13 protein-coding genes and 2 rRNA genes are annotated in these 12,174 nt (G+C 62.5%); 9 read left to right on the top strand and 6 right to left on the bottom strand.

Features of this window, described 5'->3' with window-relative positions; genetic code table 11:
• The 6 genes from VFB05_RS11850 to VFB05_RS11825 form a co-directional block, all read left to right on the top strand.
• Positions 1–1,549 (top strand): GMC family oxidoreductase (locus VFB05_RS11850; protein WP_325012451.1); only part of this gene is annotated, 1,549 nt, incomplete at its 5' end.
• 169 nt (positions 1,550–1,718) lie between these two features.
• Positions 1,719–2,504, top strand: a complete 786-nt coding sequence (locus VFB05_RS11845) for an SDR family oxidoreductase (RefSeq protein WP_325012449.1) — start codon at positions 1,719–1,721, stop codon at positions 2,502–2,504.
• A 19-nt stretch (positions 2,505–2,523) separates the two neighbouring features.
• Positions 2,524–3,375, top strand: a complete 852-nt coding sequence (locus VFB05_RS11840; RefSeq protein ID WP_325012447.1) for an MBL fold metallo-hydrolase — start codon at positions 2,524–2,526, stop codon at positions 3,373–3,375.
• Between the two features lie 216 nt (positions 3,376–3,591).
• Positions 3,592–4,434 carry a fumarylacetoacetate hydrolase family protein gene (locus VFB05_RS11835; protein ID WP_325012445.1) on the top strand — a complete coding sequence of 281 codons (843 nt, stop codon included), beginning with the start codon at positions 3,592–3,594 and terminating at the stop codon, positions 4,432–4,434.
• 151 nt (positions 4,435–4,585) lie between these two features.
• Positions 4,586–5,200 carry a glutathione S-transferase family protein gene (locus VFB05_RS11830; protein ID WP_325012443.1) on the top strand — a complete coding sequence of 205 codons (615 nt, stop codon included), beginning with the start codon at positions 4,586–4,588 and terminating at the stop codon, positions 5,198–5,200.
• A gap of 32 nt (positions 5,201–5,232) precedes the next feature.
• Positions 5,233–6,105: an MBL fold metallo-hydrolase gene (locus VFB05_RS11825; protein ID WP_325012440.1), complete on the top strand. Its 873-nt coding sequence runs from the start codon at positions 5,233–5,235 to the stop codon at positions 6,103–6,105.
• A gap of 134 nt (positions 6,106–6,239) precedes the next feature.
• On the opposite strand, the gene VFB05_RS11820 is transcribed toward VFB05_RS11825, so the two are convergent.
• The gene (locus VFB05_RS11820; RefSeq protein WP_325012438.1) at positions 6,240–6,782 is read right to left on the bottom strand and encodes a methylated-DNA--[protein]-cysteine S-methyltransferase; all 543 of its coding nucleotides are present in this window, start codon (positions 6,780–6,782) and stop codon (positions 6,240–6,242) included.
• Positions 6,783–6,982: 200 nt separating this feature from the next.
• Here VFB05_RS11820 and VFB05_RS11815 point away from each other — a divergent pair, with 200 nt between their 5' ends.
• The 3 genes from VFB05_RS11815 to VFB05_RS11805 all read left to right on the top strand — a co-directional run bounded on the left by VFB05_RS11815 (position 6,983) and on the right by VFB05_RS11805 (position 9,957).
• A complete protein-coding gene (locus VFB05_RS11815) occupies positions 6,983–7,657 on the top strand; it encodes a GntR family transcriptional regulator (RefSeq protein ID WP_325012435.1) in 675 nt (224 codons plus the stop codon).
• A 54-nt stretch (positions 7,658–7,711) separates the two neighbouring features.
• A complete protein-coding gene (locus tag VFB05_RS11810; RefSeq protein ID WP_325012434.1) occupies positions 7,712–8,512 on the top strand; it encodes a phytanoyl-CoA dioxygenase family protein in 801 nt (266 codons plus the stop codon).
• A gap of 137 nt (positions 8,513–8,649) precedes the next feature.
• Positions 8,650–9,957: an NAD(P)H-dependent oxidoreductase gene (locus tag VFB05_RS11805; protein ID WP_325012429.1), complete on the top strand. Its 1,308-nt coding sequence runs from the start codon at positions 8,650–8,652 to the stop codon at positions 9,955–9,957.
• A 93-nt stretch (positions 9,958–10,050) separates the two neighbouring features.
• On the opposite strand, the gene VFB05_RS11800 is transcribed toward VFB05_RS11805, so the two are convergent.
• The 5 genes from VFB05_RS11800 to VFB05_RS11780 all read right to left on the bottom strand — a co-directional run.
• Positions 10,051–10,653, bottom strand: coding sequence for a hypothetical protein (locus VFB05_RS11800; RefSeq protein WP_325012425.1), 603 nt, complete (start codon positions 10,651–10,653; stop codon positions 10,051–10,053).
• A 392-nt stretch (positions 10,654–11,045) separates the two neighbouring features.
• Positions 11,046–11,378: a hypothetical protein gene (locus VFB05_RS11795; RefSeq protein WP_325012423.1), complete on the bottom strand. Its 333-nt coding sequence runs from the start codon at positions 11,376–11,378 to the stop codon at positions 11,046–11,048.
• A complete protein-coding gene (locus VFB05_RS11790) occupies positions 11,375–11,602 on the bottom strand; it encodes a hypothetical protein (RefSeq protein ID WP_325012421.1) in 228 nt (75 codons plus the stop codon). Before VFB05_RS11790 ends, VFB05_RS11795 begins: the two co-directional genes overlap by 4 nt.
• A gap of 187 nt (positions 11,603–11,789) precedes the next feature.
• Positions 11,790–11,904, bottom strand: a 5S ribosomal RNA gene (gene rrf / locus VFB05_RS11785).
• Between the two features lie 148 nt (positions 11,905–12,052).
• Positions 12,053–12,174: ribosomal RNA gene (locus tag VFB05_RS11780) — 23S ribosomal RNA — on the bottom strand; the annotation flags it as partial.

The following is a 12,174-nucleotide window of genomic DNA, read 5'->3' as shown; positions in this document are numbered from 1 at the left end:
AAGCCGGCTGTCGGAAGATCCCTCGACATCGGTTGCGTTGCTCGAGGCCGGCGGCACCGACGACAACTGGGTGGTCATGACACCCGGCGCGATGATCCTGCAAATCGCCGGCAAGACGAACAACTGGGCGTTCGACACCGTGCCGCAGAAAGGCCTCAACGGCCGCATCGGCTACCAGCCGCGGGGCAAGGGCCTTGGCGGCTCTTCATCGATCAACGCAATGGTTTATATCCGCGGCCACAAGGCCGACTATGACGGCTGGGCCGCGCTCGGCAACGCCGGCTGGTCATACGCGGACGTGCTGCCTTATTTCAAACGCTCTGAAGACAATTCCGAACTCGACGGGCCTTATCACGGCAAGGGCGGCCCGCTGCATGTGACGGGATCGCGAAGCGACAACCCGGTGCGCGAGATCTATCTCGAGGCCGCGCGCGAGGCGCAGTTTCGCATCCGCGACGACTTCAACGCCGAGGAGCAGGAAGGCCTGGGCACCTACCAGGTGACGCAGAAGAACGGCGAGCGATGGAGCGCGGCGCGCGGCTACATTCATCCCTTCATGAAAAGCCGATCCAATCTGCGCGTGATCACTGACGCACACGCCAGCCGCATCCTGTTCGAGGGCAAGCGCGCAGTTGGCGTCGAATACCGGCAAGGCAAGGACATCAAACAGATCCGCGCCCGCCGCGAAGTGATCCTGTCCTCCGGCGCGTTCCAGAGTCCGCAACTGTTGATGCTGTCCGGCGTCGGCGATGCCGAGGCGCTTGCCAAGCAGGGCATCGCCTCGACGCATCACCTGCCGGGCGTCGGACAGAACCTGCAGGATCATCCGGACTTCGTGTTCGGCTTCACGTCGGATGCTCCGCATTTCGCAGGTCTCTCGTTCGGCGGCATTGCGCGAATCTTCAAGGGCATCGCGCAATATCGGAGAGAGCGGCGCGGGCCGATGACGTCAAACGTCGCCGAATGCGGCGGCTTCCTGAAGACGCGCCCCGACCTCGATCTGCCCGACATCCAGCTGCATTTCTGCATGGCGATGGTCGCCGATCACGGCCGCAAGCCGCGCTGGGGCACCGGCTTCTCCTGCCACGTTTGCATGCTGAGGCCGAAGAGCCGCGGTAGCGTCTGGCTGCAAAGCGCCGACCCGCACGCCCCGCCCGCGATCGACCCGAATTTTCTGGGCGAGGAGAGCGACCTCGACACCATGGTGGCAGGCTTCAAGACGACCAAACGCCTGCTGGACGCGCCCGCGCTCAAGGCGCTGCAGAAAACCGACACGGTCACCGCAGGCGTCGAAACCGACGCGCAAATCCGCGACGTGCTGCGCAACAATGTCGACACCGTCTATCACCCGGTCGGCACCTGCAAGATGGGCGCTGGCGATCCGCTCGCGGTGGTCGATCCGGAATTGCGAGTCCATGGCCTCGATGGCCTGCGCGTGGTCGATGCCTCGATCATGCCGACGCTGATCGGCGGCAACACCAACGCGCCAGCCATCATGATCGGCGAAAAGGCCGCCGACATGATCAAGGCGGAGATGCGGGCGAATTAGAACTCGTTCGTCGTCCCCGCGAAGGCGGGCATGTGACGTTTCCGAAAGCACGCGATATGCTGCATTGATACAGACCATGTCGGCCAACGCAAAGCCGCACCCCTTATCAGGGGCTGCAAGGTTGGCTAAAGTCGCGCCGCAAAACCAACTGAGTTACGGGAGTGAAACAGTGGATCTGGGTATCAAAGGCCGCCGCGCCATCGTCTGCGCATCGAGCAAGGGACTGGGGCGCGCTTGTGCGATCGCGCTCGCCAATGAGGGCGTGCATGTCACGCTGACCGCGCGCGGCGCCGAAGCGTTGAAGAAAACCGCGGATGAAATCCGCAAGAGCAATCCTGGCATCACCGTGACCGAGGTCGCCGGCGACATCACGACGCCCGAGGGGCGCGCGGCCGCGCTGAAGGCCTGTCCAGAGCCCGACATCCTGATCAACAATGCCGGCGGCCCGCCGCCCGGCGATTTCCGCAACTGGACCCGCGACGACTGGATCAAGGCGATCGACGCCAACATGCTGACCCCGATCGAACTGATCAAGGCGACGGTGGATGGCATGATGGCGCGCAAGTTCGGCCGAATCGTCAACATCACTTCGGCCGCCGTGAAGGCGCCGATCGAAGTGCTGGGACTGTCGAATGGCGCGCGCGCCGGCCTCACCGGCTTTGTCGCGGGCCTTTCGCGCAAGACCGTGATCAACAACGTCACCATCAATGCGCTCTTGCCGGGTCCGTTCGACACTGATCGCCTCCGTGGGGCAGTCGCCAAGGCAGAAGCCGAGAAGCGCGGCGTTTCGGTGGAGCAGATGATCGCCGAGCGCGGCAAGATGAATCCCGCCGGTCGCGTCGGCGACCCCGAGGAATTCGGTCTTGCCTGCGCATTCCTGTGCGGCGCCAAGTCGGGCTTCATCACGGGACAGAACATCCTGCTCGATGGCGGCGCCTTCCCGGGCACGCTGTAGGCGCCGAAGGAAACGCCGGATGCGCTGGAAGGTCGGGAACGTCACAATCACCAAGGTGGTCGAACTCGAGACGATCGGCCACACGCGTTTCATTCTGCCGCTGGCGGGCCGCGAAGACATTTTGCGGCTGCCATGGCTGATCCCGCACTTCGCCACCGCAGAAGGCCGCCTGAAAATGTCGATCCACGCGCTCGTGGTGGAAACACCGACGCGGCGGATCGTGGTCGACACCGGGCTTGGCAACGACAAGAAGGACCGCACCGTTCCGACCTGGAATGACCGTCACGGACCTTTCCTCGACAACCTCACGGCGGCCGGCTTTCCGCCCGACAGCATCGACACCGTGCTCTGCACGCATCTGCATGTCGATCATGTCGGCTGGAATACGCGGCTCGTCGGAGGGCGGTGGGTGCCGACCTTCGAGAGGGCGCGCTATCTATTCGGCGAGCGTGAATACGCCTATTGGCGCGATCACTCGACCGAGCCCGACAAGGCCGCCATTTTCGCGGATTCGGTAGCGCCCATCGTCGAGGCCGGGAAGGCCGACCTGATCGCCAGCGACGCCAGGATTTGCGAGGAAATCACGCTGATCCCGACGCCCGGCCACAGCCCCGGCCATGTCAGTCTTCATATTCGTTCCGGCGGTGAAGAGGGCCTCTTGACCGGCGATGTTGCCCATCATCCTTGCCAGATGGCCCACCTTGACTGGTCCTCGACCGCGGATTCCGATCCCCAGCAGTCACCTCAAACCCGGCGCGAGCTGTTTTCGCGCTTTGCCGACCGCGAGGTGCTGGTGATTGGCGGGCATTTTGACGCCGGCCATATCAAGCGCGACGGGGACGCCTTCAAGTTCATCGCGGCGGCCAGCTAGCTTTTGTTTGACGCGTTTTCTTCACGCGGACCGGTACCCACCCCCGGAACAAGTCCCGCGGGCATGCTTCGCTCGAAAACGCTTCTCGTGACCGATCCCGGGCTGCCCCCGACGCAGAGGGCGGCAACATGCCATGCGCCTAAGCAGTTGAATTTGGCCGCTCCCTGTTCCAAGAAGCGTCCCAAGCCATGAAACCACACCAGGGAGTGATGAAAGATGAAGCTTTGTCGTTACGGGGAGAAGGGCAAGGAAAAGCCAGGCCTGGTCGATAAATCGGGTCAAATCCGCGACCTCTCGGCGCATGTTTCGGACCTCGCCGGAGACGCCTTTTCGCCGGCTTCGCTGGCCAGGATTGCTGCTCTGGACCCCGCCTCGCTTCCTGCCGTCAGCGGTCGCCCACGCATCGGCGCGGTGGTCGGCGGCGCGCCGAAATTCATCGCCATCGGCCTCAACTATACCGACCACGCGAAAGAGGTCGGCATGGCGATCCCGGCCGAACCCATCGTCTTCATGAAGGCCAACAACGCCCTGTGCGGCCCCAACGATCAGGTCGAAAAGCCGCGCGGCTCGACCAAGCTCGACTGGGAAGTTGAACTGGCGATCATCATCGGCAGCCGCGCCAAATACGTTTCCGAGGCCGATGCGCTCAATTACGTCGCCGGCTACAGCGTCTGCAACGACGTCTCGGAGCGCTTCTTCCAGATCGAGCGCCTCGGACAATGGACCAAGGGCAAGTCGCACGACACCTTCGGCCCGCTCGGCCCCTGGCTCGTTACTAAGGACGAAATCGCCGACGTGCAGAAGTTGCCGATGTGGCTCGACGTCAACGGCAAGCGCTGCCAGACCGGATCGACCGCGACCATGATCTTCGGCGTCAAGAAGATCGTGTCCTATTTGTCAGAGCTCATGACGCTGATGCCGGGCGACGTCATCGCCACCGGCACCCCGCCCGGCGTCGGCACCGGCATGAAGCCGCCGAAGTATCTCAATGTCGGCGACGTCGTCACGCTCGGCATCGAAGGGCTCGGCGAGCAGCGGCAGGAAATCATCGCGGCGTAATAGCCGCGGCCGTCATTGCGAGCCAACGGGTCGCGCGAACGCGCGCCCGATGACAAGCTCCGCGAAGCAATCCAGTAACACGACAAGACTGGATTGCTTCGTCGCTTCCGCTCCTCGCAATGACAACCCTCGACTACGAGGAATTTGCAAAATGAAACTGACCTTCTCGGCTGCTTCTCCCTTCGCCCGCAAGGTTCGCATCGCCGCGATCGAGCTCGGCCTGATCGACAAGATCGAGTTCGTGCCGACGACGGTGGCGCCGGCGCAGGCCAACGACGAATATTCAAGGATCACGCCGCTGAAGAAGCTGCCGGTCTTGATCCTCGACGATGGCAATGTGATCCTCGATTCCTATGTCATCGTCGAATATCTCGACGAGCTTGCCGGCGGGGATAAGCTGATCCCCGCAAGCGGAGCGGACCGCTGGAAGGTCAAGAGCGACCATTCCATGTTGCAAGGCATGCTCGATTCCATGCTGCTGTGCCGCTACGAGCGGATGGTGCGGCCGAAGGAGCTGCACTGGCAGGGCTGGGCGGACGATCACTGGAACCGCGCCTGGCTCGGCATGGCGCGCTTCAACGATAAGCCGGAGGCGCTGTCGCGTCCGCTCGATATCGTGCAGATCGCGCTCACCTGCGTGCTCGGCTATGCCGATTTTCGCTACGCCGATTGCGGCTGGCGCAAGGCCTATCCGAACCTCGACGCGTTTCATGAACGCATGCTGACGCGGCCGTCGGTCCAGATCTCGCTGCCGCCCAAAGCGTAAAGTCACGGCACAAACGTTCGGAGAGAGCCGCCATGAGTCTGAAGTTCAACGTCGGCGATCTGACCATCCATCGCATCGTCGAGCAGGAAACCACATTCCTGCCGGCGCTCGATCTGTTTCCGACGCTCTCACCCGACGCGCTTGCGCAGAACAAGGAATGGCTGCGCCAAGCGAGCGCGATCGACGCCGACGACACGCTGATCCTCTGCTTCCAGTCCTATGTGGTGCGCACGCCGCACCACACGATCCTGATCGACAGCTGCATCGGCAACGACAAGCCGCGGCCGCTGCGTCCGAAATGGAACATGAAGACCGACGACACCTATATGCGCGCGCTGAACGCCGCCGGCTTTTCGGCAGGCGATATCGATTTCGTGATGTGCACGCATCTGCATGTCGATCATGTCGGCTGGAACACCAAGCTGGAAGGTGGCCGCTGGGTGCCGACGTTTCCGAAGGCGCGCTACATCTTCGGCAAGACCGAATATGACTACTGGACCGAGCAGCACGCCAAGACGCCAGTGCCGCCGTTCGGCGACAGCGTCCTGCCGGTGGTCGAGGCCAAGCGAGCCGAGATCGTCCGCGACGATTTTGCGGTCGGCGATCATCTGCGCATCCTCCCGGCGCCGGGCCACACGCCCGGCCATATCGCCTTTGCCTTCGGCCGCGCCAAAGACGATGCGGTCTTTACCGGCGACATGATGCATTCGCCGCTGCAGTTGCAGTATCCGGACTTGTCGCCGAGGTTCGACGTCGATCCGAAGCAGGCGGCGGCGACGCGGAAAAGCTTCCTGGAGCGCTATTGCGATACCGAGACGCTCTGCTGCACCGCGCATTTCCCCTCGCCGTCGACGGGCAAGATCCGCCGCAAGGGCAACGGGTTTAGTTGCGAGGCGGTGGGCTGACCTGGCGCTTTCTTCTCCCTCCCCCTTGCGGGGGGTGGGGGTTTAAACTCGCTCGATGACACTAGCCCCCACCCGACCATCGCTTCGCGATGGCCACCCTCCCCACGCTTACGCGGGGGAGGGATAAGAGCGCCTCAATCAAACAGGCTCGGCGTGTGATTAACCACCGCGCCTTCGATCGCGAGCATCTTCAGCTTGGTGTCGACGCCGCCCCGAGCGGAAAATCCGCCGGGCTTCTTGCCCGCCGCCAGCACGCGATGACACGGCACCACGATCGGACAGGGGTTGCGTCCGAGCGCCTGGCCGACGTCACGCGAGAGTTCGACGCCGCCAAGACGCTTGGCGATATCGCCGTAGGTCATGGTTTCGCCCGGCGGAATGGTGCGAGCGATGTCGTAGACGCCGCGGTTGAACTCCGGAACGCCGTCGAGGTCGAGTTGAATATCCTTCAAGTCGTCGCGCTCGCCCGCGAGCAGCTTGACGATGCGATCGATGGCGCGTTGCACCGCTTCGGTCGGCATCGCCTCGTCAATGTCGCCGCGGCGCTGCCGGATCCGCCCGCGCGCTTTCTCGTCACTGCCCATCGGCAGTTGCAAGCCGTTGATGCCGCGCGGACCCCATTCGATCCCGCAGATGCCGATCGGTGTGTCGAACAAGGCAAAATGTTGGTCAGTCATGGTTCGCTCCATATGCATGTCCCATGGTGCTCTTGGGGTGGAATCTAGGCTTGGAGATTGTTGCGCTCCACCCGGTTTCTGCCGGCGGCATGTTCCATCCACGGGCGACGCGGCGCGGCCACCGGCCGAAACTCCTTGACCCGCCGCGCCCGAAGCGTACACTGAATACGGAATTCCGTATTCGAAAGCAGGATGGCCGGATGATCCCGTTGACCCCGTCGCCAAACCTGACCGACCAAGTCTATGGCCGGATCCTGGAGGCGATTACCGATCGTACGCTGCCGCCCGGTCAGCGCATCACCCAGAACGAACTGGCGGAACGGCTCGGTGTCTCGCGCCAGCCGGTGTCGCACGCGCTGCATCTATTACATCGGCAAGGCTTGCTTGCCGAAAGCGGCCGCCGCGGCTTCGAAGTGACGCAGCTCGACCCCGAGCGCATCCGCCAATTCTACGAAGTCCGCGGCGCGATCGACGCGCTCGCGGCGCGGATGGCCGCGAGAAGGGCCAAGACTGACGCAGCCGGACGTGCGCAGCTCGAAGCGGCGCTGCGGGCCGGCCGCGCCATCGACAAGACCACGCCGCTGGCGCGGCTGGTCGCGCTCGATGTCGATTTTCACAGCGCGATCTATCGCCTCGCCGGCAATCCGGTGATCGAGGAAACCATTGCGCCACAATGGCCCCATATGCGGCGTTCGATGGCAACCGTCATGGCCGAACTCGATTACCGCCAGCGGGCCTGGAGCGAACACGAAGCGATTGCAGAACAGATTCTGTCAGGCAACGCCAAGGCGGCAGCAACCGCTGCCGAAACGCACGCACAAATCGCCGGACAAAGGACCGAAGAGCGACTGAGAGCCATCAACGAAGCGGCATGACCAAAACGCATTCTCTCGGAGAGCGCGAAAAACAAGGCCAGAGGAGGAACTGCCATGAAACTGACCCAGCAGCAGATCGACGATTTCCATCGTGAAGGCTGGCTGTTTTTGCCGGAACTGTTCAAGGCGGAGGAAGTCGCGCTGCTCGCGCGCGAGGCGGTGGGTATCTATGACGCCAACCGCCCAGAAGTCTGGCGCGAGAAGAGCGGTGCGCCGCGCACGGCCTTTGCGGCGCATCTCTACAACGAAGCGTTTCGCCTGCTCGGCGCGCATCCGCGCATGATCGAGCCGATCGAGCAACTGTTCGGCGAAAAAGTCTACATGCATCAGTTCAAGATCAACGCCAAGGCGGCTTTTACCGGTGACGTCTGGCAATGGCACCAGGATTACGGCACCTGGAAGCGCGACGACGGCATGCCGGAGCCGCGCGCGATGAACATCGCGATTTTCCTCGACGAGGTGATGCCGATCAACGGCCCCCTGATGCTGGTGCCGAAGAGCCAGCACGCCGGCGACCTCAAGGCCGCGCACGATCTTCAAACGACATCGTACCCGCTGTGGACGCTGGACGAGGAAACCGTGACGCGGCTGGTGAAGGAAGGCGGCATCGTCGCGCCGACCGGCAAGGCCGGCGGACTTCTGATGTTCCACGGCAACCTGGTGCACGGCTCGGCCGGCAACATCACGCCCTACCCGCGCAAGATCGTGTACCTCACGCTCAATGCCGTCTCGAATTACATCCGCACGCCGACGCGGCCGGACTATATCGCCCACCGCGACTTCACGCCGATCGAGACGGTGGCCGACGATTCGCTGCTGCGGCTCGCACGCGCGCCAAGACAAGCGGCGGAGTAGCCTTCGACACGCACCAAACAAAGCCTCGTCATGCCCGGCCTTGTGCCGGGCATCCACGTCTGATCAAAAAGCAAGAAAGACGTAGATGGCCGGGACAAGCCCGGCCATGACGGGGATAGATAAGGGCAAGTCTCCCCATGAATCTCTCCTCCCTCCTCAAAGCCCGTCACGCCGCCGGCAAGCCGGTACGCGTTGCGCTGATCGGCGCCGGCAAGTTCGGCTCGATGTTTTTGTCACAGGTGCCGCACACACCGGGCCTCGAAGTCTCCACGATCGTCGACCTCGATCCGGAGCGGGCGCGCGAGGCCTGCCGCACGGTTGGCTGGGACAAAGACCGGATCGCGGCGACGACGTTCACCGCGGACAGCGCAAAAGCGATCTCAGGAAATATCGAGGTGGTGGTGGAAGCGACCGGCAATCCCGCCGTCGGAATCGCCCACGCCCGTGCCGCGATCAGAAATGGCAAGCACATCGTCATGGTCAATGTCGAAGCTGACGTGCTCGCGGGGCCCCTGCTTGCGGAGGAAGCGCGACAGGCCGGTGTGGTCTATTCCCTCGCCTACGGCGATCAGCCGGCGCTCACGGCAGAAATGGTCGACTGGGCGCGCGCCACCGGCTTTCGCGTCGTCGCTGCCGGCAAGGGCACCAAATATCTGCCGGCCTATCACGACGTGACGCCGACCGGCGTGTGGGCTCACTACGGCCTTTCGGCCGACGAGGCGCAATCGGCCGGCATGAATCCGCAGATGTTCAACTCATTTCTCGATGGCACCAAGTCCGCGATCGAGATGGCGGCAATTGCGAATGCGACCGGGCTCGATGTCCCCTCCAGCGGATTGCTGTTTCCGCCCTGCGGCGTCGATGACCTGCCGCATATCATGCGACCGCGGGAGCAAGGCGGCGTGCTGGAAAAATCCGGCGTGGTCGAGGTCGTGTCGTCGCTGGAGCGCGACGGCCGTCCCGTGTTTCGCGACCTGCGCTGGGGCGTCTATGTCGTGCTGGAAGCGCCGAACGACTATGCCGCGGATTGTTTCAAGCAGTACGGGTTGAAGACCGATGCGAGCGGGCGATTTGCCGCGATGTACAAGCCCTATCATTTGATCGGGCTCGAGCTGAACATCTCGGTCCTGTCGGCGGCGCTGCGCAAGGAGCCGACCGGCCAACCGCATGGTTTCCGCGGCGATGTCGCATCCGTCGCCAAGCGCCCGTTACGCGCCGGCGAGATGCTCGACGGCGAAGGTGGCTACACGGTGTGGGGAAAGCTGATGCCGGCCTCGCTCAGCCTCAAAGCCGGCGCGCTGCCGATCGGGCTTGCGCATCACCTCAAGTTGAAGCGCGATGTCGCCCATGGCGCTGTCGTACGTTGGGATGACGTTGAGTTCGATCCGTCGAACGAGACCATCAAGACGCGGCGCGCGATGGAGCAAAAATTCGGCGGGGGTTAGCTCGCTCGCCAAGTCGTCATTGCGAGGAGCGAAGCGACGAAGCAATCCAGAAATCACATTTTCTGGATTGCTTCGCTTGCAATGACGGAAAAATCAGTTCTGGTCGTCGCCCATGATGGCGGCGAGCTTGTCGTAATTCTTGACGACGAGGTCGATGTTGCCCTTGTTGTCGATCGTCTGCTCCGGGCCCTTCAGCGCCTGATTGAGATCGTCGAGTGCTTCTTTCTTGTCCTTGGCGGACATCTTCTTGTCGGCCTGGATTTGCGCGATCTGCGCCTTGATGACGGCCGTGCTGCCGACATACTTCTTGGCGGTGGGATCGATGCCGGCCATCACGAGGCCGATATTGTCGACCACGGTGTTGTATTCGTCATAGCTGGCGAAGCCGTACTTCTTCGCGGTCGCCTCAAGTTGCGCCGTGAGCTTGGGATCCGGCTTGCCGTTGTCAGGCATTTTCTCGGATAGGGCGTCCATGTCCTTGGCAGCCGCGATGACGCCCTCGACCTGCTTGTCGGTCAGTGCAATCTGCTTCACGGCCGGAGGCTGGCCCATGGGGGCAGCGCCCTGGGCGGGTGCGGGCGCCATCTGGCCGCCCTTGGCTTGCGCGAGCGCGCTGTCGGTGGGCAGAACCGCCATGGAGGCGGCGAGACAGGCAATGCTGAATGTGATGGCAACGGGGCGAATGAACTCACGCATTGGGGGGCTCCTCGGGGGGCTGGTGGGACGCTCTGAAGTAGCGAGTTACTGGCGGGACGTATCAGAAGTTCCGCATCGTTACGGCGCGTGAAATGAACGGGCACTGAACCCGGCGTTTATCGATCAATCATGACAGAAATGCATGTCAGGGAGCAGGGCTGGAGGCGCAAGGGGAGTTTCTGCACCAAAGTGGCTTCGTCGTTGAGTGAAACAGGCTAACGGGGACTACCAAAAATAGGGGGCCTCGGGGCTGTCGCTTCAGGCGCTTCTCCCGTCGCGATCACGCCGGCAACGGGAAAAAAGCCGCCTGCCGCGAAACAGGCGGCCTCTTCTCGATCGCAATGCATGAAAAGGGACGAGCTCGTTCCTGACAAGTCGGATTTGCAGTCGGGTCAGGATTTCGTCTTGAGCTTGAAAGAGTCGAAGAATCGGTCCTTGAACTTCGCCACCAGCTCGCGATGGGCATTGGGAAGTTCGATGCTCAGCAGGTAGCGTACACCCTGCAACTGGATACCGCGCATGTAGAGCGTGACCTCGGGAGTGACGACCGTAAGGCTCAGCACGTCGGCACCGTCTTTGCTGCTGCGAGTGACATCCGATACCTTGTTGCCCGCGGTTGCCGCCATCGCCTGCGGAATTGACGCGAGGTCCGGCGGCGGCTTCCCGCCCGGCGCGAGTTCGAGGGCGACGAACTTGATACCCTCGGTGCTCTTGCCGCCGATCACGTAGCTGGTCTCGCCAGTCGCGGCGTCGCGCGTCGTGAATCGTTGAACGGGATCGGCGTCAGCACCGCAAACGATCCGTCGGTGGAGATTGCCGTATTCCAGCCCGAGCCATCATCCGCCTTCACGCCGACGCGATGCATCTCGAGTTTCGGCTCAGCGTGCGTGACCGCGGACAATGCAATCGCGACTACGATGACGAAAACATGTGCGATGAAACGCTTCACGGCTGACATCCAGTTCGGCGCGGGTGATCACAGTGGCTCGATCTGGCGGAAGTATGATCGCCGTCTGGCAGATCGACAGGCGCCCACGACCCAGCGATCATCTGCACAAACAAAAACGCCGCCTCCCGAAGGAGGCGGCGTTTTGTTATGTCGTGACGCGTAAAGAGGATCAACTTGTCCTTGGCAGGCCTGGCAGCGACCTACTCTCCCAGGGCTTAAGCCATAGTACCATTGGCGCTGAGGAGTTTAACGGCCGAGTTCGGGATGGGATCGGGTTCAAGCTCCTCGCTAGAACCACCAGGCCGGCGAAGGACAAGTAAACGAAGCAAGCGAAAACGCTGAAAGCGTTTGAGCGCAGTCCTCGGGCTCGACCCGAGGACCCACGCCAAAATCAGCGCTGGTCATTTCACCATCATGGACTTTGCAGTCCTATGGACACTGAAAATGAGAGCAATCAAGCCAATCGAACGATTAGTACCGGTAAGCTACATGCATTACTGCACTTCCACACCCGGCCTATCAACGTGGTCGTCTTCCACGGTTCTCAAGGGAATGCTCGTTTTGAGGTGGGT

Origin of the sequence: Bradyrhizobium sp. (genome assembly GCF_035652035.1) — a bacterium.
In the GTDB taxonomy this organism is placed as follows: Bacteria; Pseudomonadota; Alphaproteobacteria; order Rhizobiales; family Xanthobacteraceae; genus Bradyrhizobium.
The sequence above is the reverse complement of the archived record's forward strand: the minus strand, read 5'-3'. Positions and strand labels throughout refer to the sequence as shown.

What these genes read in the sequence shown, in the direction of transcription:
- VFB05_RS11830 (WP_325012443.1), top strand. Translation starts at nt 4,586, where the DNA reads ATGAAACTGACCTTCTCGGCTGCTTCTCCCTTCGCCCGCAAGGTTCGC.
- VFB05_RS11810 (WP_325012434.1), top strand. Translation starts at nt 7,712, where the DNA reads ATGAAACTGACCCAGCAGCAGATCGACGATTTCCATCGTGAAGGCTGG.
- VFB05_RS11815 (WP_325012435.1), top strand. Translation starts at nt 6,983, where the DNA reads ATGATCCCGTTGACCCCGTCGCCAAACCTGACCGACCAAGTCTATGGC.
- VFB05_RS11820 (WP_325012438.1), bottom strand. Translation starts at nt 6,782, where the DNA reads ATGACTGACCAACATTTTGCCTTGTTCGACACACCGATCGGCATCTGC.
- VFB05_RS11800 (WP_325012425.1), bottom strand. Translation starts at nt 10,653, where the DNA reads ATGCGTGAGTTCATTCGCCCCGTTGCCATCACATTCAGCATTGCCTGT.
- VFB05_RS11840 (WP_325012447.1), top strand. Translation starts at nt 2,524, where the DNA reads ATGCGCTGGAAGGTCGGGAACGTCACAATCACCAAGGTGGTCGAACTC.
- VFB05_RS11825 (WP_325012440.1), top strand. Translation starts at nt 5,233, where the DNA reads ATGAGTCTGAAGTTCAACGTCGGCGATCTGACCATCCATCGCATCGTC.
- VFB05_RS11805 (WP_325012429.1), top strand. Translation starts at nt 8,650, where the DNA reads ATGAATCTCTCCTCCCTCCTCAAAGCCCGTCACGCCGCCGGCAAGCCG.
- VFB05_RS11835 (WP_325012445.1), top strand. Translation starts at nt 3,592, where the DNA reads ATGAAGCTTTGTCGTTACGGGGAGAAGGGCAAGGAAAAGCCAGGCCTG.